The organism is Cupriavidus sp. GW822-FHT03E04 (genome assembly GCF_058801495.1).
The window spans coordinates 192663-211851 of the sequence record NZ_JBXANI010000010.1 but is presented as its reverse complement, the minus strand read 5'-3'; the positions used below and the strand labels follow the sequence as shown (position 1 = coordinate 211851).

The following is a 19189-nucleotide window of genomic DNA, read 5'->3' as shown; positions in this document are numbered from 1 at the left end:
AGGCCTTCCATGTCCATGCTTGCGCGCCGTCACAACCGCAAACGACTCACCCCCGTGCCCCCTGCCTGCCCTTCACCGCCCGCCACGCACTGGCCACCACCAGCGACCCCAGCCCAAGCGCAAGCCCAAGCAGGACGATGGCGCTCATGTGATCGCGCACCAGCGGCACATTGCCGAAGAGATAGCCGCCGGCCAGCAGCGACACCACCCACACCGTGGCGCCAGCACTCGCGGCCAGCGCGAAGCGCGTCGCGGACATGGCGGACACGCCCGCGACGAACGGGGCAAAGGTGCGCACCACGGCGACAAAGGGGGACAGCAGCAAAGTCAGGCCGCCGTGGCGCTGGTAGAAGTCATGCGTCCTGCGCAGTGCGTCGCGGTTGATCCATCGGTAGCCGCCCGTGAACACGCGGGCCCCGATGGCTTTGCCGATGGCGTAGTTCAGCAGGCTGCCGGCCACCGCGGCGACCAGCAGCACCGGCAGCAGGATCCATAGCTTGAGCGCGCCCGCCGCGCAGAACGCGCCACAGAGAAACAGCAGCGGGTCGCCAGGCAGGAAGAACAGCGGCAACAGCCCGATCTCGCAGAACACGATGGCAAACAGGATGCCGTAGACCAAGATGCCGTATTGCGCGATGGCAGGGCCGAGATGCTGGTCGAAATGCAGCAGCAACGGCAAGACTTGCGATGCTTCCATGCGTGCCCCCGGTCTTGAAGTGATGGCTACAGTGTAGGCGCGCCCTGGCCACCGGGGACCCCAGGTGGGTACGGTGCCCTGGCCTCTGTGCCGATGACAAGCGGGAAATATGGCGAGAAGAGCCTTTCCCTCCGGCGCGCGCCCGCATAATATTGAGCATAACCCGCATAATCCGCACAATCCTCTGCACCAACAACCCCAGGAAATACCATGTCAAATTCCCAAGCCACCGCCCGGATCGGCTCGGTCGATGCCAACTACCTGGTGCACCTGCAGGCCGGCAGCCACGCACTGGTCGGTGACGAGTCCGCCGGGCTGGGCGGCACGGACCAGGGCCCGCCGCCCTTTGCCTTCGTGCTGTCCGGTCTGGTGTCCTGCACCGCCATCACGCTGAAGATGTACATGCAGAGGAAACAGTGGCCCGTGGCCGATGTGGAAGTCACGGCGGTCTTCCAGGGCAAGGACGAGGCACGCTTCATCCGGCGCGAGGTCCGGCTTAGCGGCGTGGAACTGGGCGAGGCCGAGCGCGAGCGGCTCGCGCAGATCTGCGAGCGCACGCCGGTGACGCTGTTCCTCAAGGGTGCGTCGCGAATCGAGACAACCTTCCTCTGAGAAGCCCCAGGCAAAACCGGAAGGGGCAGCCCGCAGGCCATCTCTTCCGGTTCGTGCCGGCGGCCTACCCGGCGGCAGTCTCCGCCAGATGGGTGCGCACCACCACCTCCGAATGCAGGGTCCGGTGGACCGGGCACTTGTCGGCGATCTCCATCAGCGCCGCGCGTTGCGCCTCGTCCAGCGGGCCGCGCATGGTGATCTCCCGCTCGATCCAGTCGATCTTGCCTTCGGTGGTGGAGCACTCCGCGCAATCGGTCGCGTGGATCTTCTCGTGGCGCAGCGTCACGGCCACGTGTTCCAGTGGCCAGCCCTTGCGGTCCGCATACATGCGCATGGTCATGGCGGTGCAGGCGCCCAGCCCCGCCAGCAGCAGGTCGTAAGGCGCGGGGCCGCCGTTGAGCCCGCCAAACGAAACGGGTTCGTCGGCCAGCAGGTGGTGCGGCCCGGCGGTGATGCGCTGCTGGTACTTGCCGGCGTGGCTTTCCTCCACCCGCACCAGCCCTTCCTCGGCCACTGCGGCCGGCACATCCAGGGCATCGATGTCGAGATAGCGCTGGCTCCATGCCGCAATGGTGTTGGCCACGTAAACGGCATCGGCCTTGCGCGTGAGCAGGTGATCGGCGCGGTCGAGCGAGACGAAGCTCTTGGGATGCTTGGCGGCAATGAAGATCTGCGTGGCGTTATCGATGCCGACGGTGTCGTCCTGCGGCGCATGCATGACCAGCAGCGCCTTGCGCAGCTTGGCTACGTTATCGAGCAGCTTCTGCTCGGCCACGTCTTCGATGAACTGCCGCTTGATCTTGAACGGACGGCCGGCGAGCCGGACCTCGGCCTCTCCATCGGCCTCGATGCGTGCGGCCTGGTCGCCGAACAGGCCGACCACATGGCTCGGATCGCTCGGCGCGGCGATGGTGACGACCGCCTTGGCTTCGGGGATGCCGTGCGCGGCGCTGAGCACCGCCGCGCCGCCCAGGCTGTGGCCAATCAGCAAGGCTGGCGCCCGGTGGTGCTGGCGCAGATAGTCCGCCGCCGCCAGCAGGTCGGCCACGTTGGACGAGAAGTTGGTATTGGCGAAATCGCCGCCGCTGCCGCCAAGGCCGGTGAAATCAAAGCGCAGCACGGCGATGCCGTGTGCCGTCAGCGCCTGCGCGATACGCGTCGCCGCCAGCACGTCCTTGCCGCAAGTGAAGCAATGGGCGAACAAGGCAAAAGTGCGCACCGGGCCAACTGGCAAATCCAGCCGCGCGGAGAGTTGCTGACCATCACTTCCCGGGAACTGCAGGCGCTGGGCTTCCATGGGTATCCTCATGCTTGACGCGAACTGTATGAGGTTCCCACTCTAGCCAAGTTTGCCGCCGGGTGCTACTGGCGTCGCATGGCTGGCCGCGCACAACGCGCAGTTGCGCCGGCAGGCTTGCCAGCGCCTTGCTTTCCGTTGTACGGCAAGTCCCCGATCCTCCCTGTGGATGCCCGCAATGCTGCACGGCTAGCAGGACGCGCACAGCGTTGCAATCAAGGGGCACGAGCCAGTGCCATCGCTGGCGTGGCATTGCCCGATCAACCTGCGCAAGTCGGTACGCAGCGCCTGCAACTCCCCCAGGCGCGCCTCCACCGCCTGGAGCTTGCGTTCAGCCAGCGTACGCGCGGTCCCGCACGTGCTACCGTCATTGAGTTGCAGCAAGACGCGGATTTCATCCAGCGCGAATCCAAGCGCCTGCGCGCGGCGGATGAAGATCAGCCTTTGCAGGCTTTCACGTGGATATTGCCGGATGGCGCCAGGCGCTCGCTCGGGTACCGGCAGGAGGCCACACCTTTGGTAGTAGCGCACCGTTTCCACGCCCACATTGGCCGCCTTGGCCACCTGCCCGATCGTCAGTGCCGATTCCATCGCTTGACTCCGTACCCGAGTACGCACCTAGACTATGTGCAAGCTGGCCTTAAGGGAAGGGGATGCGCACCGTCCTACTGCAGTCGACCATCACCTGCCCACATTGCGGACACCGGAGCGCCGAGAACATGCCCACCGACGCGTGCCTGTGGTGCTACACGTGCGGGCACTGCAACGCCGTGCTGAAACCCAAGGCCGGGGACTGCTGCGTATTCTGCTCCTATGGCGATACCCGTTGCCCGCCGCGCCAGCAAGAACCGGGCGAGCGCAAGCGATGCTTCGCTCGTGCTCCCTGATCTGCCACCTTCCCCGCTTCCATCATGCTATGTCCAAGTTGCAGGAAATCTGACTTGTCAGTGGCAACGCTCGAGATCGATGCGCCCGAACTGGGTTCGTCTTTCCTCCTGACCGTGCTCAGGTGCCCCCTGTGCAGCGAAGGGATCATTGCGAAAAAGGAACTCCGGCGGATATTCCGCAAAGGCCGGAAGCCGGCAATGGCCGGCAAACCGGCCCCGCCCGTGCGGCTTCGGGAATCCGGCGCCGGCCACTGATCCTGGCATAGGCCCGCCGGCTCACATGCGCGCTTTCTCCCTGCCCTTGAGCGCACTGCGCAGGTAGTCCGCAAGCGCCACCACATTGCCCGGGGTGGCGGGCTCGCGCTTCCATACCAGCCCCACGTCCATCGACGGCACCTTGTCGGCAATCGCGCGCCGCACGATGCGCTGCCCCTCCAGCGACCACGGCCGGTAAACCAGGTCGGACAGGATGGCAATGCCGCGCCCGGCCGCCACCAGGCTGCGGACCGCCTCGATCGAGCAGCTCTGGTAGCGGACCTGCGGTGCCAGTCCATATTGCCCCCAGTACTTGCCGACCGTGGCAATGTGCTCGTCCATGTCGAGCAGGATGTAGTCATGCCGCGCCACGTCCGCCAGGCCGATGCGGTCCGCCATCATCAGCGGATGCTCGGGATGGCCCCATAGCTGCCTTGGCGAGCGCAGCAGCGTTTCGCAGGTGACATGGTCGAGCCCTGGCAGGTTCGAAACCAGCAGCAGGGCAATGTCGATCTCGCCACGCAGGATGCCCCGCTCGATGTCATGCCGTTCCCGCTCCAGCAACTCAAGCCGCAGCCGGGGGAACTTTCTCTCGATGGACTCCAGCAAGCCGGGCAGCACATAGGCCGTGATGGTTTCGGTCACGCCCAGGCGCACCGTGCCCGCGATGTCTACCGGCGCCACGCTGACGGCTTCCACCGCATCCAGCACGGCGTCCTCGATCTGCTGCGCATGCCGCAGGAAACGCGTACCGGCTTCGGTGAGGCGCACGCCGCTGGCGTGCCGGGTGAACAACTGCACGCCTACCGCTTCCTCCAGACCCTTCAGGGAGGCCGTCATGGATGACTGCGATACGTGGCAACGAAGCGCCGCACGCGACACCTGTCCCGTCTCGGCGATGGCCACGAAATGCTGCAGTTGCTTTAAGGTGGGTAGCATCGATTTTTCCGATATTGCTATGTCGAAATTATGAATTAGAAATACTTCCTCATGCTAGCTAGCATCCGGTCAGGAGACAAGATGCGGTGACAACCATGATTCAGGAAGACAAGCGCGGCTACTGCACGTTGTGCCGCTCCCGATGCGGCACGGTGAACGTGGTGGCGAACGATGCGCTGATCGCAGTGCGCCCCGACACCGCGCACCCCACGGGCAAGGCAATGTGCATGAAGGGAAAATCCGCGCCGGAACTGGTCCATAGCGCCGACCGCGTCTTGTATCCGATGCGGCGAACCACGCCCAAGACCGATGCGGATCCCTGCTGGCAGCGCATTAGCTGGGAGGAGGCCCTGGCCGAGGTTGCGCAGCGCCTGCTCCAGGCCAGGCGTGAGGGCGGCGCCGAATCGGTCGCCTTTGCCGTCACCACGCCGAGCGGCACGCCGCTATCCGACAGCATCGACTGGATCGAGCGGCTTATCCGGCTCTTTGGCAGTCCCAACACCTGCTACGCCACGGAAATCTGCAACTGGCACAAGGACTATGCGCACGCCTTCACCTTCGGCTGCGGCATGCCGACCGCCGATTACCGCAATGCCGAACTCATCGTGTTGTGGGGCCATAACCCGACCAACACCTGGCTGTCGCAGGCCGAAGCGATTGGCGCCGGCAGGGCCGCCGGCGCAAAGCTGCTGGTGGTGGACCCCAGGGAGACAGCGCTGGCAGGCCAGGCGGAGCAATGGCTGCGCGTGCGGCCGGGCACGGACGCCGTGCTCGCCATGGCGATCGCCAACCTGCTGATCGAAGCCAATGCGTTCGACCTGGCCTTCGTGCGGCAATGGACCAATGGCCCCTTGCTGGCGCGCTGCGACAACGGGCGCTTCCTGCGGGGCCGCGACCTGGGGCTGGCCGATGGCGATGCCTACCTGGTCTGGGACGCCCATGCCGGACAAGCCCGGCCGTCATCGGCGCTAGCCGGGCGGGATTTTGAGCATGTTGCGCTAAGAGGCACATTCGAAGTGGGCCAGGCCACAGCCACAGCCACGGCCACGCTCGCTTGCCGACCCGCCTTCGACCTGTATGCCGGCGAATGCGCCCGTTACCCCGTCGACGTAGCCGCGCGGCTCACCTGGGTGGCACAGGCGGATATCCACCATGCGGCAAGCCTGTTCGGCTCGGCCAGGCGCGTGGCCTATCACGCCTGGTCCGGCGTTGGCCAGCACGACAACGCAACCCAGACGGACCGGGCAATCGCCTGCCTCTATGCCTTGACCGGCAGTTTCGACAAGCCGGGCGGCAACCGGATCTTTCAAAAGCCCCCGTACAACCCGGTCAGCAGCTTCGACCTGCTGCCGCCGGCGCAGAAGAGCAAGGCGCTGGGCTATGACGCGAGGCCGCTCGGGCCGCCCGCGCAGGGATGGGTCACCGCGCGCGACCTTTACCGGGCGATCCTGCACGCGCAGCCCTACGCCGTGCGCACGCTGATGGCATTCGGCACCAATCCCCTGCTCTCGCAAGCCGATGTGGAAGACGGCGAGCGCGCCTTGCGCAGCCTGGACTTCTATGTCCATTGCGATTTGTTCGAAACCCCCAGTTCCCGCTACGCCGATATCCTGCTGCCGGTCAACACGCCATGGGAGCGCGAGGGACTGCGCATCGGCTTCGAGATCTCCGCCGAGGCCGAGCAACTGGTGCAGTTGCGCCAGCGCATGGTGTCGCCGCGCGGCGAGTCGCGCTCGGACAACGACATCGTGTTCGATCTCGCCGTCAGGCTGGGCATGGGGCAGGCGTTCTTTGGCGGCAGCCTGGAGGCGGGATGGAATCATATGCTCGCCCCGTCGGGGTTGACGGTGGACAGGCTGCGCGAGCAGCCGGAAGGCATCCGCGTGCCCGTTGCCGACGTGGAGCGCAAGTATGCGGGCCGGCCGCGTGAGCGCGCCTTCCATACGCAAACGGGGCTGGTGGAGTTGTACTCAGAACAGCTGCTGCGTCACGGCTATCCGCCACTGCCACGCGCCGGCCAGTGCCCCGAAGAAGCGGACGACACTGCCGGCGGCGCCTATCCTTTTGTCCTGACCTCGGCCAAAAGCGGCTACTACTGCCACAGCCAGCATCGCGGGCTGCCCTCGCTGCGGCGCCGCGCACTGCAACCCGAAGCGGAAATCCCGGCCGCGCTGGCGGCCGCGCGCGGGATTGCCAGCGGCGATGCGATCCGGGTGACCACGTCCATCGGCAGCGCAAGGTTTATCGCCAAGGTCCGGGAAGGCCTGCATCCCCGCGTGGTGGTCGGCGAGTTTGGCTGGTGGCAGCGCTGCGATGCGCTTGCGCAGACCGCGCTGGGCGTCACGGGCGAGAACAACAGCAACTACAACGGCTTGATCGCCGCGGACAGCATCGATCCGGTCAGCGGCTCCGTGCCGCTGCGGGCCTACCGCTGCAACGTCGAGCCCGATCCGGCTTTCGACGTAACGCGCCGCCGGTGGGACGGCTATCGCGCCTTTCGCGTCGCGAGCCTGGCGAAGGAAGCGCACGAGGTCATGTCGGTATGCCTGGAGCCCTTGGATGGTGGCGGCTTGCCGGACTTCCTGCCGGGCCAGCATGTGACGATCAAGCTCACCGTGCCGCCCGCCGGCGAAGAGATCGTGCGCTCGTATTCCCTGACCGGCCCCGCCGTCTTGCCGGCGCGGCGCGGCTACTCGATCTCCGTGCGCCGCGCTGCTGGCCTGACCGATGCCGGCGAGGCCGTGTTCGGGCGCGCTTCGTCGCATATCAACCTGTGCCTTGCGGTTGGCGACATCGTCTCGCTGCGCGCGCCATCCGGCACCTTTGTCATGCCGGTGCGCACCCGGCGCCCCCTGGTGCTGCTGGCCGGCGGGATAGGCATCACGCCGTTCATCAGCCTGCTCGAATCGCTGGCCGGGCTCGCCGATCCGTCAAGGATGCTGCTGTTGTACGCGAACCAGAACGGCCTGGCCCATGCGTTCCGGTCACGCATCCGGGCGCTGCGGCAAACCCTGCCGACGCTGGAAGTCGTCAACTTCTACGACCGTCCCGCGCAAGGCGACGTGCCCGGCGTCGACTACGACGTGGCCGGACGCGTCAGCGCCGAGCATGTCCCCGCCGAACTGCTCGGCCAGCGCCCGCTCGTCTATATGTGCGGCCCCGCGCCAATGATGACCGCCTTCGCCAATGCGCTCGCCGAGCGTGGCGTGCCGCGCGCCGACATCTTGCGCGAAGTGTTCCGCTCGCCCGAGCGCGTGGCGGCCGGGCCCGGCCAGCAGTTCAATGTGGTGTTCGCCAGGTCCGGCACCACCGGCACCTGGCGCTCGGCGGACGGCCCCCTGCTGGGCTTCGCTGAAAAACTCGGCCTGGCACTGCCCAGCGGCTGCCGGGTCGGCCAGTGCGAGAGCTGCGCGGTTTCCGTCCTGTCGGGCCGCACCCGGCACCTGCATGGCGAGGAACCCGAGGATGCCGGCATGTGCCTGGCGTGCCAGGCCGTGCCCGCCAGCGACATCGTGCTGAACGCGTGATCGCGCCCGCCGCCGCCCTTTTTCCAACCCCACCCAAGCCAAGATGCTGATACTCGACTCCGACACCACCCGCGCGCTGCTGCCGTTCGCCAGGCTCGTGCCCGCCCTGCGCGACGCGTTTATCCGCGGCTGCGAGGTCCCCCAGCGCCACAGCCATGTCATCGATCCGCACGGCGCGGCGCCGGGGACGATGCTGCTGATGCCCTCGTGGCAGGCCGGCGCCTATCTCGGCGTGAAGACCGTGACCATCTACCCGGGCAATACGCTGTCCGGGCTGCCGGGCCTGTACTCGACCTACCTGCTGCACGATGCGTGCACCGGCAAGCCGCTGGCCATGATCGATGGCAACGAGATCACGTCCAGGCGCACCGCCGCCGCGTCGGCGCTGGCGGCCTCTTACCTGAGCCGCAATGATGCTTCGTCGATGCTGGTGCTCGGCGCGGGCCGCGTTGCCAGCCTGCTGCCCCATGCCTATCGCGCCGTCAGGCCGATCCAGCGCGTTGCCGTCTGGGATATCAACGCGAGCCAAGGCGAAGCGCTGGCGGCAAGACTGCTGGCCGACGGCTTCGAGGCGCGCTTTGTCCCGACGATCGCCGCCGCCTGCGAAGACGCTGACATCGTGACCTCGGCCACGCTCTCCACCTCGCCGCTCGTGCAGCGCGCGTGGCTCAGGCCCGGCACCCACCTGGATCTGATCGGCGGCTTCACGCCAGCCATGCGCGAGGCCGACGACGGCTGCTTCGAGTCAACCTCCGTCTTCGTCGATACCAGCGAAGCCGTGCTCAAGGCCGGCGACCTGCTCCACCCCATCGAGGCTGGCGTGCTCAAGGCCGCCCACATCCGGGCCACGCTCGCGGACCTGTGCCAGCAGCGCCATCCCGGCCGCGCGGATGACACGGAGATCACCGTCTTCAAGGCCGTCGGCACCGCGCTGGAAGACCTCGCGGCCGCCGTCATGGCTTATGGAGGATTCGAAGGCTCGCCGCGCACCACGCCGCGCGCAGAAAGCCATGGCAATGCAAGGAGACAAGCATGAAAAGCACCCCCCTATCCCTGGACACAACGGACCAGCCTGAACACCCGGACCACCCGGGCCGCGGCGGACTGGAGCGCCTGGCCGTCAAGGTCACCGACTGGTCCGAGCGCTGGTTCCCCGACTCGTATATTTTCGCCGCCATCGCGGTGATCGTCGTGGCGCTTGGCGCGATGGCCATCGGCGCGCCCGCGCAAGGCGTAGCCCGCGCATTTGGCGACGGCTTCTGGAGCCTGATCCCGTTCACCATGCAGATGGCGGTGGTGGCCATCTCGGGCTACGTCGTGGCGGCCTCGCCCCCGGCGTCCCTGCTGATCGAGCGGCTAGCCGCCCTGCCGCGCACGGCGCGCGGCGCCATCGCCTTTGTCGCGCTGGTCAGCCTGCTGACCTCCCTGCTCAACTGGGCCATCAGCCTGATCTTCAGCGGGTTGCTGGTGCGGGCCATTGCACGACGCACCGGGCTGCGCGTGGACTATCGCGCGGCCAGCGCCGCCGCCTACCTGGGGATGGGTGCCACCTGGGCACTGGGCTTAAGTTCGTCCGCTGCGCAGTTGCAGGCCAACCCCGCCAGCCTGCCCAAGTCACTACTGGATATCACCGGCGTGATTCCGTTTTCGCAGACCATCTTCCTGTGGCAATCGATGGCGATGACGGCCGTGCTGATCGTCGCTTCCTTGCTGGTAGCATATTTCTCAGCGCCGGCGGGCGAGCGCGCGCGCACCGCGCAGGACATGGGCGTGGATATCGACGATGCCGGCGATGGCATTGGCCGCCCCACGCGTCCCGGCGAATGGCTGGAGTACAGCCCCTTGCTGACCCTGCTGATCGTAGCCCTCGGCGCCGGTTGGCTGGTGCATGAGTTCACCACCAAGGACCCGATCCTCGCGATCTCCAACCTCAACACCTACAACTTCCTGTTCCTGATACTGGGAATGCTGCTGAACTGGCGTCCCAAGCGCTTCCTGCGCGCCGTGGCCAGATCCGTGCCATCCACCGCGGGGGTGCTGATCCAGTTTCCGCTGTATGGCGGCATCGCATTCATCCTCACCAAGGCAGCTGGAATGGATGGCACGACGTTGTCGCACCACCTGGCATCGGCTTTCGTCTCGGTCGCCACCAAGGAATCGTTCTCCGCGGTGATGGGCGTCTATTCCGCCGTCCTGGGCTTCTTCGTGCCATCGGGCGGCGGCAAATGGGTCATCGAGGCGCCTTACGTGATGCAGGCTGCCAATGAACTGCAAGTCCACCTGGGCTGGGCGGTGCAGGTGTACAACGCCGCGGAGGCGCTGCCCAACCTGATCAACCCGTTCTGGATGCTCCCGCTGCTGGGCGTGCTGGGGATCCGGGCCAAGGACGTGGTCGGGTTTACTTTCACCCAGTTGCTGGTCCACGCGCCGCTTGTGCTGTTCATGCTGTGGGCCTTTGCTTCAACGCTGCCTTACCGTCCGCCAGTCATGCCTTGATGCCGTGGTGCCTTGCCGTCGAGTGGCTTGGCAGGCCTGGCGGCCACGCCGGTAGCGGTGGACAAACCCGGAGGGATCCCATTCCCGGTTTAAGATGCTGGTTTTCAGGCCGGCGCGACCGGCCAACTTTCCCCCTCCACTCTGCCAGCTGACATATGAAGAAGATTGCACTGCTACTTGCCGCCCTGGGCATGGCGTCCATCGCTCACGCTGCCGCCCCGGCCGCGGAAACCCTGCCGTCCGGCATGTCCATCCAGACCATCGTCAAGGGCACCGGCGCCACGCCGAAAGCCTCCGATGTGGTCAAGGTGCACTATCGCGGCACACTCACCGACGGCACCGAGTTCGACAGCTCCTACAAGCGCGGACAGCCGATCTCGTTCCCGCTGAACCGCGTCATTCCCTGCTGGACGGAAGGCGTGCAGAAGATGCAGGTCGGCGGCAAGGCCAAGCTGGTGTGCCCGGGGCCGACCGCCTATGGCGCGCGCGGCGTACCCGGCACGATCCCACCGAACGCCACGTTGAACTTTGAAGTCGAGCTGCTCGGCATCGGCAACTGACGCGAGGCAGCCTCACCGCTTTTCGCAAGGCCCCGGCCTCCCGGCCGGGGCGCGATTGACTGGCACCGCAGCGCTACGCCTGCACTGCCGTCGCCACACCCCACAGCGCGAGCCAGCGTATGTCCTCGCCTTTGCGTCCTGCGGTCATCCGGGCGCAGATCGGCATCGGATTCAAGGAAGACGGTACGCAGCAGTTCCGGCCATGAGCGCGGCAATGAGCGGGTCAGGCGGAACGTAGAAGGCCACCCCGCCCGGGGTGGGCGGCCAGCATTACTCGTTTGAACCGCCAGGCGCCATGGCGCGGCGCTTGCGCGTTACCACCAGGGGCGCCTGGGCGTTGCCTTCTGAAGACACGCGCGGCGGACGGGGGCCAGAGCCCGGCGTCCGCGGGCCTGCGCCGGGCGGACGTGCGCCGCCACCGGGAGGACGCGTGCCGGTATCCAGCTGGATCGTCGAGATGGCGCGCTTGTAGATGGTCTGCATGCCGCCGGGCGTGCTCAGCATCACCACGAATGCGTCGAAGGACTCGATGGAGCCGACGAGCCGGATGCCGCTGACCAGGTACACCTGCACACGCTTGCGCTCTTTGCGCGTGGTGTTCAGGAAGGAGTTTTGCGGGTTGGTGTCGTCAAGCTGCATGGGATATTGAGAGTAAGGCAGACGAAGCGCTGCGAGAAAAAGATGGCTACTGCGGCGCAGCTTCGTCGGCGGCGCACCGATGCACAATATCGGTGCGCACGCGCTAACGCAAGATGAATCAGGCACGCCCGGATGGCAGCGCATCATGATTGCTTACAGTGGCTAGGCTTGCCATTCTAGCGCAAGCCGGATGCAGTTCCCCGCGCAAGGAGCATGCCAACGGTTCCGGCGCCCGGCTGAAAGCCACCTCAAGACCACCTCACGGCCACCTCGCATGCCGATCACCGCACCAGGCTCCCATCCTTTCGCGCCGCCCGCTTTGCCATTAACATGTCCGCCCACGATCCAGCAGGCCACCACATGAAGCTCAACCAGCTGCGCGCCCTGGCCGCCGTTGCCGAAACCGGCAGCATCCAGGAAGCCTCGCGCATCCTTCACCTGACGCAGCCCGCGCTGAGCAAGGCGATCAAGGAGCTGGAGAGCAGCGTCGGTGCCACCTTGTTTGTGCGCTCCAGCAAGGGCGTGCAGCTCACGCCCTTTGGTCAGCGGCTGGTCTCGCATGCGCGGCTGATCAGCGAGAATGTGCGCCGCGCGCGCGAAGACCTGGAAGACATGAAAGGCACGGTGCAAAGCGAGATCACCGTGGGGGTGACGCCGGTCACGGCGCTGATGCGGCCGATGGCGGCCTGCCTGAGTACCTTCCGCCGCGAGTTCCCGAACGCCCGGCTGCGGGTGCTGGAGATGCGCCCGGCGCAGTTGCTGGAGCACCTGCGCGAGGGCACCATGGATTTCGCGGTGACCTCGCAGTTGCTGCCGCTGGATCGCGGGCTGGACTGCACCCAGGTGTGCCGGCTGCCGACCGTGATCGGTGCCCGGCGCGGGCATGCGCTGCGCGCGGCACGTTCGGTGCGCGTGCTGCAGCAGGCGGACTGGCTCGCGCTGGACCCGCTGTCCGATGCGAGCTCACCTTTTCATCAGTTGTTCGCGGGTAACGGCCTGGCGGTGCCGACCCGGGTGGTCGAGTGCACGTCGATGGGCTTGGCGCTGGACCTTTGCTGGCAGGTTGACACCCTGATCCTGCTTTCCAGCGAGTCGCTTGGCAGCCAGTACATCACCGAGCGGATGGATTTCATCGAGGTCGCCGAGCCCGTGCCCGACCGCATCATCTCGCTGGTCACGCGCGACCGGCATGTGCTGACGTGGGCGGCGGCGCGCCTGCACGACGCCGTGCTGCAAGCGCTGGCGAGCCACTATCCGCCACCGGGCAGCACCGCCGCCCAGTGAGCGGTCCCGCATGCGCCGGCAACGCGCATGCGGGCCAGGCAATGCCCCAGCACCGCGCTGGCCCGGCATGACGCGATGACGCAAACCCATCCCCGATTAAAACCCATAACAATCAATTAGTTACGGGCAACAATCGAATCGAAGGGCAATGAAAACAGCCCATTGCCTGACGCCGCGCGCCCAATCGGCAGCCGCCCCCCCCGATTCCCAATGCTCATACCCATGAAAAAAAGCGAAGTGCTTATCCAGCGCGCGGCCCCTACCATGCCCCCACACCGAGAGTAACGGGGCCACGCCGCACCCGCTGCCCATCTACCCCACCCGAGGAGGACAGCATGACCATCGCCCACACCGCACCAGGCCACCCGGCCGGCGCCGTGCCTGCCACTGCCGCCCGCCCGCACTCGCGCCGCGCCATCGTTGCCGCCGCCATCGGCAACGGGCTGGAAATGTACGACTTCACGGTCTATAGCTTCTTTGCCGCCACCATCGGCAAGTTGTTCTTTCCGTCGAGCAGCCCGCTGGCATCGTTGCTGCTGTCTTTCGCCACCTTCGGTGTCGGCTTCGTGATGCGTCCCCTGGGCGCGGTGCTGATCGGCAACCTGGCCGACCAGCGCGGCCGCAAGGCGGCGCTCACGCTCACCATCGTGCTAATGACGGCAGGCACCGCGCTGATCGCCTTCACGCCCACCCATGCAAGCATTGGCATGGCCGCCACCGTGCTGGTGGTCATCGGCCGGCTGCTGCAAGGCTTGTCGGCTGGCGGGGAAATCGGCGCCGCATCGGCCCTGCTGCTGGAGACCGCCAGCAAGCGCAACCGTTGCTTCCTGGTCAGCTGGCAAGCCGCCACGCAAGGCGGGGCCGCGCTGCTGGGCGCGCTGACCGGTGCCGCGGCATCGGCCTTGCTCAGCCCCGACGCCATGCTTGCGTGGGGCTGGCGCCTGCCGTTCATGCTTGGCCTGCTGATTGCGCCGGTGGGCATGTATATCCGCCGGCACCTGCAAGAAACCCACGAAGGCGGCAGCGCGCATGGCGGCGTCGGCAAGGTGTTTCGCGAACATGGCCGCACGCTGCTGCTGGGCATGCTGCTGATGACCGGCAGCACCTCATCCATGTACATCATGGTGTTCTACATGCCCACTTACCTGGTGAGCGCTCTGCATATGCCACCTGTCACCGCCTTCCTGGCGGCATGCACGGCAGGCGCTGCCATGCTGGTGATGGCGCCCTTGTTCGGCCTGCTGGCCGACCGGCTGCCGAGCCGCAAGCCCCTGCTGTTTGCCGGCGGGCTGACTTCGCTGGCGCTGGTCTACCCCAACTTCACGCTGCTATCCGCGGGCCCCAGCCTGCCGCTCACCATGGCGTTGATCGGCGGGGCCGTGACCCTGGGCTCGGTCGGCAGCGGCGCGGGTGCCGCCCTGATGATGGAAGCGCTGCCGCGCCACCAACGCGCCACCGGCATGTCGGTGATGTACAGCTTTGGCGTGACCGTGTTCGGCGGCTTCGCCCCGCTGATCGTGACCTGGCTGATCAGCGCCACGGGCAGCAACATGGCGCCTGCCGGGTACCTGATCGCGGCCTCCTGCATCAGCCTGACCGCGCTGGCGCTGTTCCCCAGCCACCCCGGCCGCGACTGACCCGCGGCGCAAAACCCATCCCTTCCGAACGCACGACACACACCCTGCAGCCATGACCAAGCACCCAGGAAACATCCCGCCGGCACTGACCGAATCCGCCGAGCGCTTCGCCGAACTGCGCCACCGCATCCACGCCCACCCAGAGTTGGGCGCCGACGTGCCACGCACCGCCGAAATGGCCGCCGCGCTGCTGCGCGAATGGGGCTATAGCGTGCACACCGTGGGCGGCCACGGGCTGGTGGCACAACTGAAGGTCGGCAACGGTGCGCGCACCATCGGTATCCGCGCCGACATGGACGCGCTGCCGCTGCAGGAGCGCACCGGCCTGCCCTATGCCAGCCAGGTAGCAGGACGCATGCACGCCTGCGGCCATGACGGTCACACCGCCACGCTGCTGGCCGCTGCCGAGTACCTGGCCGCCACGCGCCACTTCGACGGCACCCTCAACCTGATCTTCCAGCCCGACGAGGAAGGCATGACCGGCGCGCTGGCCATGATGAACGACGGCCTGTTCGAGCGTTTCCCCTGCGACGCGATCTACGCCTTTCACAATGCGCCCGGCCTGCCGGTGGGCATGGCGGTAGTGCAGAGCGGCCCGATGGGCGGCTCCTCAGACCGCGCCACGATCACGTTCCGCGGCAAGGGCGGCCATGGCGCCATGCCCCACCGCGCCACCGATCCCACGCTGGCCCTCGCCTCGACCGTGATGGCGCTGCAAGGCATCGTGGCGCGCAATGTGGCGCCGGTCGACGCCGCCGTGATTAGCGTGGGCGAGATGCAGGCCGGCAGCACCTACAACATCATCCCGGAGACCGCGACGCTGAAGCTGAGCGTGCGCGCCACCGTGGCGCAGGTGCGAGACCTGCTGGAGACCCGCATTCGCGAGGTGGTGACGCACCAGGCCGCCTCGTGCGGCGTGACGGCAGACATCGCCTACGAGCGCCTGGCGCCCGCGATCTGCAATACCGTGGAAGAAACCGCCATCGCACGGCAGGCCGTGGCCAGCGTGCTGGGCAGCGACAAGGTCATCCAGGTGCCGCCGTCCATGCAGATGGGCAGCGAGGATTTCGCGTGGATGCTGGAGAGGATGCCGGGCTGCTATTTTGCGCTGGGCAATGGCACCGGCGAGTGGGTGGGCTGCTCGGTGCACAATGACGGATATGACTTCAACGACCAGCTGATTCCGCTTGGCGCTGCTTGCTGGGTGGCGCTGGCCGAAGGCTATCTGCGCGCCTGAGACGGCGGCATGGCCGGTTTTCTCCCTGCTTTCGCCAAGGCCTTGTCTGAGGTTATTTAGAGAGCGTCAGGGACACTGCCTGCAGGTGGGTAGCCGGCCCAGGGCGCCCCCGCACCAGGGGACACGCCCCAGTAGGCACGGAGAACAACTCACCGACTCGCTTTGTCGCAACATGCGTGCGGGCATCGCGGGTTTACAGCTATCGTAACGGTGTTCAGGAACGTGGCGGCATCCGCTGATGGGACGTAGTGGTTGTCGATGTCGCGAATCTCTGGCTGGTGAATGTCGGCGCCGTTGACATCCATGTGCTCAAGCAGATCAGCAAGCCAACGTGCACGCGCTTCGGCAAGCTTCCTGGTGATTCCGGCGCTCTCGTTCCGCCACAGCGACATGAATACCTCAAAGCCCGCAGGAAACGCTTGCCGCGTATCACTGCGCCACGCGGCCAGCCGAGCAATTTCGGGAGCGGAGAGCTTCGCCGCCCCACGCTCAAAGATGGGTTCGTGCGTCAAGAATGCAGGGCGGCAGGCATAGGCAGGCAACACACAGAGCAATACGAATGCAACGAGCAGCTTTTTCATCACGGTTTCCATGCTGGCGGCCTGTAGCTCCAATTTGGGATGTTCGTCACGTAGTATGCGATGTTGTCTGCATTGACGATGCAAAACTGATTGCGCGCTTTGGCCCGAAGCCTTGACAGGAGAATGTTGTACCACTTGTCTTCAGAGTTCATCGCCTCCGGGAAATGTGAAACCTCATGAATGAGTACTGTTAGCTTACTATCCTTATCGAAGGGGATTCCCTCTGGGCTATTCTGCTCGTGATCCAGACGGCAGAATTCTGGGCCGACAAAAATGGTGTAGGTGCCATCCGGCTTGCAAACACTCGCGGTAGCTTCAATCTCCCCATCGCGGGCACGCGGTACACACCCCACGCGCCGGAGTCCCTCTTCTGAATGGCGTTCAAAGTTCTTTTCGCGCAAGCTTCCCATAATGTCACGGATTCTGGTCAACCCATCGCGTAGCGTTTGCCGCGTATTGCCAACCGTGTGACCGAACCACAGGATCACCTTGTCCTGGTCTGCTTGATTCCACCGCGACAACTCGAAAAGCCGATCACTCAGCGCTGTATTTCGGACTTGTCCGATTGACTTCAGCGGTTGCACCTGGTGATATGGATGTTGGCAATTCGCCACTTTCAATCAGGAGTAAATGATGAGCGACACAAAGATCAAGGCTGTCTATGTGGCAGCGTTCGCTGGCGCCAAGACTGCCAAGGGCGGCGAGGTTCTTATAGGGTCGGGAATACACAGCTGCGATGGTCTCACCCTCCTTCGCGTGGGCGACGTGGCAACCTATCCAGACGGCAGTACCGCGGTGATTGTCGCGGGCGCTGGCAGCGCTATGAAGGTAGAAGACATGCCCGTTGCGATTGTCGGGAGCCCTCTGAGCAATGGCGACACCATAGTATCCAGCCCTATCACGCCATTGGAATTTCATGAACTCGACGGCGAGCCCATTTTCGGCCTGCTTGATCCGTCATATCAAAGCGCAGGGGCTTAACCGTGGAACGCAGAGTTGCTTGTGTAGGTGATGCTCTCTCGACCGGCGGCAGGATTCTGCCGTATGCCGGACAAGTCTGCACCTTCGGGAGCGGCCATCAGGTCGCGCTCATTGGCGGGGATGCCTATTGTGAGGCTTGTAAGAGCATTGGCAGAATCGCAAAAACAGGCGGCCCTCGTCGAATCAATTTCATGGGCGAAACAGCCGCAGACGGTGACATTGTGCTGTGCAAGTGCGCAAGGCCTCCGCGAATCGTGGCGACCCTTTCCGGCAATAGCTGGTGCGATGACATGGCTGGCAGCGAGTATGCCAGCGATACATTTAGCGCCTTTGGTTATGACGATTCCACCTCCAGTCCTTTTGCTTACGACCAGCACTTTCTGATCGAGGACGAGGAAACGGGCGAGCCACTTGCCAATCGGCGTTATCGCCTCACGTATTCAGGTGGGGTGATCGATGGCCGCACGGACTCTCATGGGTTTACGCAGCGAATCGGAAGCGATAGCGCAGAAGCCGTACGACTGGAAATTTTCTAGGGAAAAAATGGGAAACGAAGCAATTTCAGTAAAAAATGGAAAAATGACGCCAGCGCAAGATCGAAACCCCATCAAAGCTCCCGTCAGGCCACCACTTTTATATTTTTCCATATATTACTATGACAAACACCATTCCTTCAAAAAGGCAGCCGAAACCAAAGAACGGGAAATAAGAAATTCTAGCAAATGGGATCAATCAAAAGATACCTACATTGCAATAGAAGTGCTAACGGAAGCCGATTTTCTTGCCGCCTGGGATCGCATAGCCAGTCTCGCCAATCAGGACGGACGTGTTATCGCCGAAGGTCACTTATTCACGCACGCAAGCAAACCGGGCGGCGAGAGTAGCGGCCTTGAATTCGCCGCCATACCTGGCACAGGCGATGGCACCCTCGATAAAGCCGAGTTGATGCGACTACCGGTATTGCCGTGGCGAAAAACTGGCGAACTGGTCCTCTATGGTTGCAATACATCGCGGACTGGCGAGCGCAGAGAATGGACGCCAGCGCAGCTTTTTGCTGATACGCAGAAGGTCAAGACAACCGGACAACCAGCATTCTCCGACTTTTCAAACAGACCGGACAAATACTCCAGAATATCCTCCGATTCCAATAACGTTTATCTTTTTCCATTTCACAGAGGGCAGAACGGAAGATTCGGGAATGGCTCCCGCTATCCGTCCCAATCATTTGAGCCAACCCCATGAAAAACATATTTGTTGCTATTGCTGCGTCCCCGACCATCATATCGTTGATGTTTCTTGCACATCGCGTTTTTCAAATTGACATCAATCATGTCAGCCTAACCCCCCATTATCTGGATATCCTTTCAATCTGCTCAATATTTCTCGCCTTGATATTTCGCGTGAGCCGTCCAGCGCTCTGGGGGATTACATTGCTCGCGGCCATTAATACTCTTATCGTTGTATGGGTTATTGACACACACAACTTCCTGGAATACGAGGACTGGATTAAGCGAGGTATGCCGGAAAAAACCGTGGGGCCAGGCTCCTAATGATTCAGAT

21 protein-coding genes are annotated in these 19189 nt (G+C 64.6%); 14 read left to right on the top strand and 7 right to left on the bottom strand.

Translation table 11 applies throughout. The annotated features are described in order from the left end of the window. Nucleotides 1-46: 46 nt before the first annotated feature. The gene (locus AC1RQC_RS16450) at nt 47-697 is read right to left on the bottom strand and encodes a VTT domain-containing protein (protein WP_492807157.1); all 651 of its coding nucleotides are present in this window, start codon (nt 695-697) and stop codon (nt 47-49) included. A 210-nt stretch (nt 698-907) separates the two neighbouring features. Between AC1RQC_RS16450 and AC1RQC_RS16445 the strand changes: the two genes are divergently transcribed. Then, a complete protein-coding gene (locus AC1RQC_RS16445; RefSeq protein WP_253929250.1) occupies nt 908-1309 on the top strand; it encodes an OsmC family protein in 402 nt (133 codons plus the stop codon). A gap of 64 nt (nt 1310-1373) precedes the next feature. On the opposite strand, the gene AC1RQC_RS16440 is transcribed toward AC1RQC_RS16445, so the two are convergent. After that, nucleotides 1374-2606, bottom strand: a complete 1233-nt coding sequence (locus AC1RQC_RS16440; RefSeq protein ID WP_492372037.1) for a bifunctional alpha/beta hydrolase/OsmC family protein — start codon at nt 2604-2606, stop codon at nt 1374-1376. A gap of 189 nt (nt 2607-2795) precedes the next feature. Further along, a complete protein-coding gene (locus AC1RQC_RS16435; protein ID WP_492372038.1) occupies nt 2796-3197 on the bottom strand; it encodes a MerR family transcriptional regulator in 402 nt (133 codons plus the stop codon). Nucleotides 3198-3259: 62 nt separating this feature from the next. Between AC1RQC_RS16435 and AC1RQC_RS16430 the strand changes: the two genes are divergently transcribed. Together AC1RQC_RS16430 and AC1RQC_RS16425 are read left to right on the top strand one after the other, a co-directional pair. Then, nucleotides 3260-3493, top strand: a complete 234-nt coding sequence (locus AC1RQC_RS16430; protein WP_492807154.1) for a GDCCVxC domain-containing (seleno)protein — start codon at nt 3260-3262, stop codon at nt 3491-3493. 54 nt (nt 3494-3547) lie between these two features. Further along, complete coding sequence (locus tag AC1RQC_RS16425) at nt 3548-3748, top strand: hypothetical protein (protein WP_492831063.1); 201 nt, start codon at nt 3548-3550, stop codon at nt 3746-3748. A 21-nt stretch (nt 3749-3769) separates the two neighbouring features. Here the strand turns inward: AC1RQC_RS16425 and AC1RQC_RS16420 are convergent, their stop codons facing one another. Next, nucleotides 3770-4687, bottom strand: coding sequence for a LysR family transcriptional regulator (locus AC1RQC_RS16420; RefSeq protein ID WP_492372041.1), 918 nt, complete (start codon nt 4685-4687; stop codon nt 3770-3772). A 95-nt stretch (nt 4688-4782) separates the two neighbouring features. Here AC1RQC_RS16420 and AC1RQC_RS16415 point away from each other — a divergent pair, with 95 nt between their 5' ends. The 4 genes from AC1RQC_RS16415 (at nt 4783) to AC1RQC_RS16400 (ending at nt 11270) form a co-directional block, all read left to right on the top strand. After that, nucleotides 4783-8214, top strand: a complete 3432-nt coding sequence (locus AC1RQC_RS16415; protein ID WP_492884046.1) for a molybdopterin-dependent oxidoreductase — start codon at nt 4783-4785, stop codon at nt 8212-8214. A gap of 43 nt (nt 8215-8257) precedes the next feature. After that, a complete protein-coding gene (gene lhpI, locus AC1RQC_RS16410) occupies nt 8258-9250 on the top strand; it encodes a bifunctional Delta(1)-pyrroline-2-carboxylate/Delta(1)-piperideine-2-carboxylate reductase (protein WP_492372042.1) in 993 nt (330 codons plus the stop codon). Further along, a complete protein-coding gene (locus AC1RQC_RS16405) occupies nt 9247-10710 on the top strand; it encodes a short-chain fatty acid transporter (protein WP_492372043.1) in 1464 nt (487 codons plus the stop codon). The genes lhpI and AC1RQC_RS16405 overlap by 4 nt, the downstream gene beginning before the upstream one ends. Nucleotides 10711-10865: 155 nt before the next feature. Further along, nucleotides 10866-11270, top strand: a complete 405-nt coding sequence (locus AC1RQC_RS16400; protein ID WP_006163829.1) for an FKBP-type peptidyl-prolyl cis-trans isomerase — start codon at nt 10866-10868, stop codon at nt 11268-11270. Nucleotides 11271-11540: 270 nt separating this feature from the next. Here the strand turns inward: AC1RQC_RS16400 and hfq are convergent, their stop codons facing one another. Further along, a complete protein-coding gene (hfq, locus tag AC1RQC_RS16395; RefSeq protein ID WP_492883986.1) occupies nt 11541-11909 on the bottom strand; it encodes an RNA chaperone Hfq in 369 nt (122 codons plus the stop codon). Nucleotides 11910-12269: 360 nt separating this feature from the next. Between hfq and AC1RQC_RS16390 the strand changes: the two genes are divergently transcribed. From AC1RQC_RS16390 to AC1RQC_RS16380, 3 genes are all read left to right on the top strand, one after another. After that, the gene (locus AC1RQC_RS16390; protein WP_492807147.1) at nt 12270-13193 is read left to right on the top strand and encodes a LysR family transcriptional regulator; all 924 of its coding nucleotides are present in this window, start codon (nt 12270-12272) and stop codon (nt 13191-13193) included. A 335-nt stretch (nt 13194-13528) separates the two neighbouring features. Next, nucleotides 13529-14830: an MFS transporter gene (locus AC1RQC_RS16385; protein ID WP_492372046.1), complete on the top strand. Its 1302-nt coding sequence runs from the start codon at nt 13529-13531 to the stop codon at nt 14828-14830. 52 nt (nt 14831-14882) lie between these two features. Continuing rightward, on the top strand, nt 14883-16067 hold the full coding sequence (locus AC1RQC_RS16380; RefSeq protein ID WP_492372047.1) for a M20 aminoacylase family protein: 1185 nt from the start codon (nt 14883-14885) through the stop codon (nt 16065-16067). Between the two features lie 149 nt (nt 16068-16216). On the opposite strand, the gene AC1RQC_RS16375 is transcribed toward AC1RQC_RS16380, so the two are convergent. Together AC1RQC_RS16375 and AC1RQC_RS16370 are read right to left on the bottom strand one after the other, a co-directional pair. Then, the gene (locus tag AC1RQC_RS16375; RefSeq protein ID WP_492883984.1) at nt 16217-16648 is read right to left on the bottom strand and encodes a hypothetical protein; all 432 of its coding nucleotides are present in this window, start codon (nt 16646-16648) and stop codon (nt 16217-16219) included. Next, entirely contained in the window at nt 16648-17232 is a 585-nt protein-coding gene (locus AC1RQC_RS16370) for a M35 family metalloendopeptidase (RefSeq protein ID WP_492883982.1), read from the bottom strand. The genes AC1RQC_RS16375 and AC1RQC_RS16370 overlap by 1 nt, the downstream gene beginning before the upstream one ends. A gap of 49 nt (nt 17233-17281) precedes the next feature. Between AC1RQC_RS16370 and AC1RQC_RS16365 the strand changes: the two genes are divergently transcribed. Genes AC1RQC_RS16365 through AC1RQC_RS16350 form a run of 4 tightly spaced genes read left to right on the top strand, consistent with a single transcriptional unit; the run spans nt 17282 to nt 19179 of the window. Continuing rightward, on the top strand, nt 17282-17629 hold the full coding sequence (locus tag AC1RQC_RS16365) for a PAAR domain-containing protein (protein ID WP_492372050.1): 348 nt from the start codon (nt 17282-17284) through the stop codon (nt 17627-17629). A 2-nt stretch (nt 17630-17631) separates the two neighbouring features. Beyond that, nucleotides 17632-18165, top strand: a complete 534-nt coding sequence (locus tag AC1RQC_RS16360) for a PAAR domain-containing protein (protein ID WP_492372051.1) — start codon at nt 17632-17634, stop codon at nt 18163-18165. Further along, entirely contained in the window at nt 18104-18871 is a 768-nt protein-coding gene (locus tag AC1RQC_RS16355; protein WP_492372052.1) for an EF-hand domain-containing protein, read from the top strand. Before AC1RQC_RS16360 ends, AC1RQC_RS16355 begins: the two co-directional genes overlap by 62 nt. Next, nucleotides 18868-19179: a hypothetical protein gene (locus tag AC1RQC_RS16350; protein WP_492372053.1), complete on the top strand. Its 312-nt coding sequence runs from the start codon at nt 18868-18870 to the stop codon at nt 19177-19179. The genes AC1RQC_RS16355 and AC1RQC_RS16350 overlap by 4 nt, the downstream gene beginning before the upstream one ends. Nucleotides 19180-19189: the final 10 nt, after the last annotated feature.

Coding starts and splice junctions, on each gene's coding strand:
- AC1RQC_RS16450 (WP_492807157.1), bottom strand. CDS start 697: ATGGAAGCATCGCAAGTCTTGCCGTTGCTGCTGCATTTCGACCAGCAT.
- AC1RQC_RS16445 (WP_253929250.1), top strand. CDS start 908: ATGTCAAATTCCCAAGCCACCGCCCGGATCGGCTCGGTCGATGCCAAC.
- AC1RQC_RS16440 (WP_492372037.1), bottom strand. CDS start 2,606: ATGGAAGCCCAGCGCCTGCAGTTCCCGGGAAGTGATGGTCAGCAACTC.
- AC1RQC_RS16435 (WP_492372038.1), bottom strand. CDS start 3,197: ATGGAATCGGCACTGACGATCGGGCAGGTGGCCAAGGCGGCCAATGTG.
- AC1RQC_RS16430 (WP_492807154.1), top strand. CDS start 3,260: ATGCGCACCGTCCTACTGCAGTCGACCATCACCTGCCCACATTGCGGA.
- AC1RQC_RS16420 (WP_492372041.1), bottom strand. CDS start 4,687: ATGCTACCCACCTTAAAGCAACTGCAGCATTTCGTGGCCATCGCCGAG.
- AC1RQC_RS16415 (WP_492884046.1), top strand. CDS start 4,783: ATGATTCAGGAAGACAAGCGCGGCTACTGCACGTTGTGCCGCTCCCGA.
- lhpI (WP_492372042.1), top strand. CDS start 8,258: ATGCTGATACTCGACTCCGACACCACCCGCGCGCTGCTGCCGTTCGCC.
- AC1RQC_RS16405 (WP_492372043.1), top strand. CDS start 9,247: ATGAAAAGCACCCCCCTATCCCTGGACACAACGGACCAGCCTGAACAC.
- AC1RQC_RS16400 (WP_006163829.1), top strand. CDS start 10,866: ATGAAGAAGATTGCACTGCTACTTGCCGCCCTGGGCATGGCGTCCATC.
- hfq (WP_492883986.1), bottom strand. CDS start 11,909: ATGCAGCTTGACGACACCAACCCGCAAAACTCCTTCCTGAACACCACG.
- AC1RQC_RS16390 (WP_492807147.1), top strand. CDS start 12,270: ATGAAGCTCAACCAGCTGCGCGCCCTGGCCGCCGTTGCCGAAACCGGC.
- AC1RQC_RS16385 (WP_492372046.1), top strand. CDS start 13,529: ATGACCATCGCCCACACCGCACCAGGCCACCCGGCCGGCGCCGTGCCT.
- AC1RQC_RS16380 (WP_492372047.1), top strand. CDS start 14,883: ATGACCAAGCACCCAGGAAACATCCCGCCGGCACTGACCGAATCCGCC.
- AC1RQC_RS16375 (WP_492883984.1), bottom strand. CDS start 16,648: ATGAAAAAGCTGCTCGTTGCATTCGTATTGCTCTGTGTGTTGCCTGCC.
- AC1RQC_RS16365 (WP_492372050.1), top strand. CDS start 17,282: ATGAGCGACACAAAGATCAAGGCTGTCTATGTGGCAGCGTTCGCTGGC.
- AC1RQC_RS16355 (WP_492372052.1), top strand. CDS start 18,104: ATGGGTTTACGCAGCGAATCGGAAGCGATAGCGCAGAAGCCGTACGAC.
- AC1RQC_RS16350 (WP_492372053.1), top strand. CDS start 18,868: ATGAAAAACATATTTGTTGCTATTGCTGCGTCCCCGACCATCATATCG.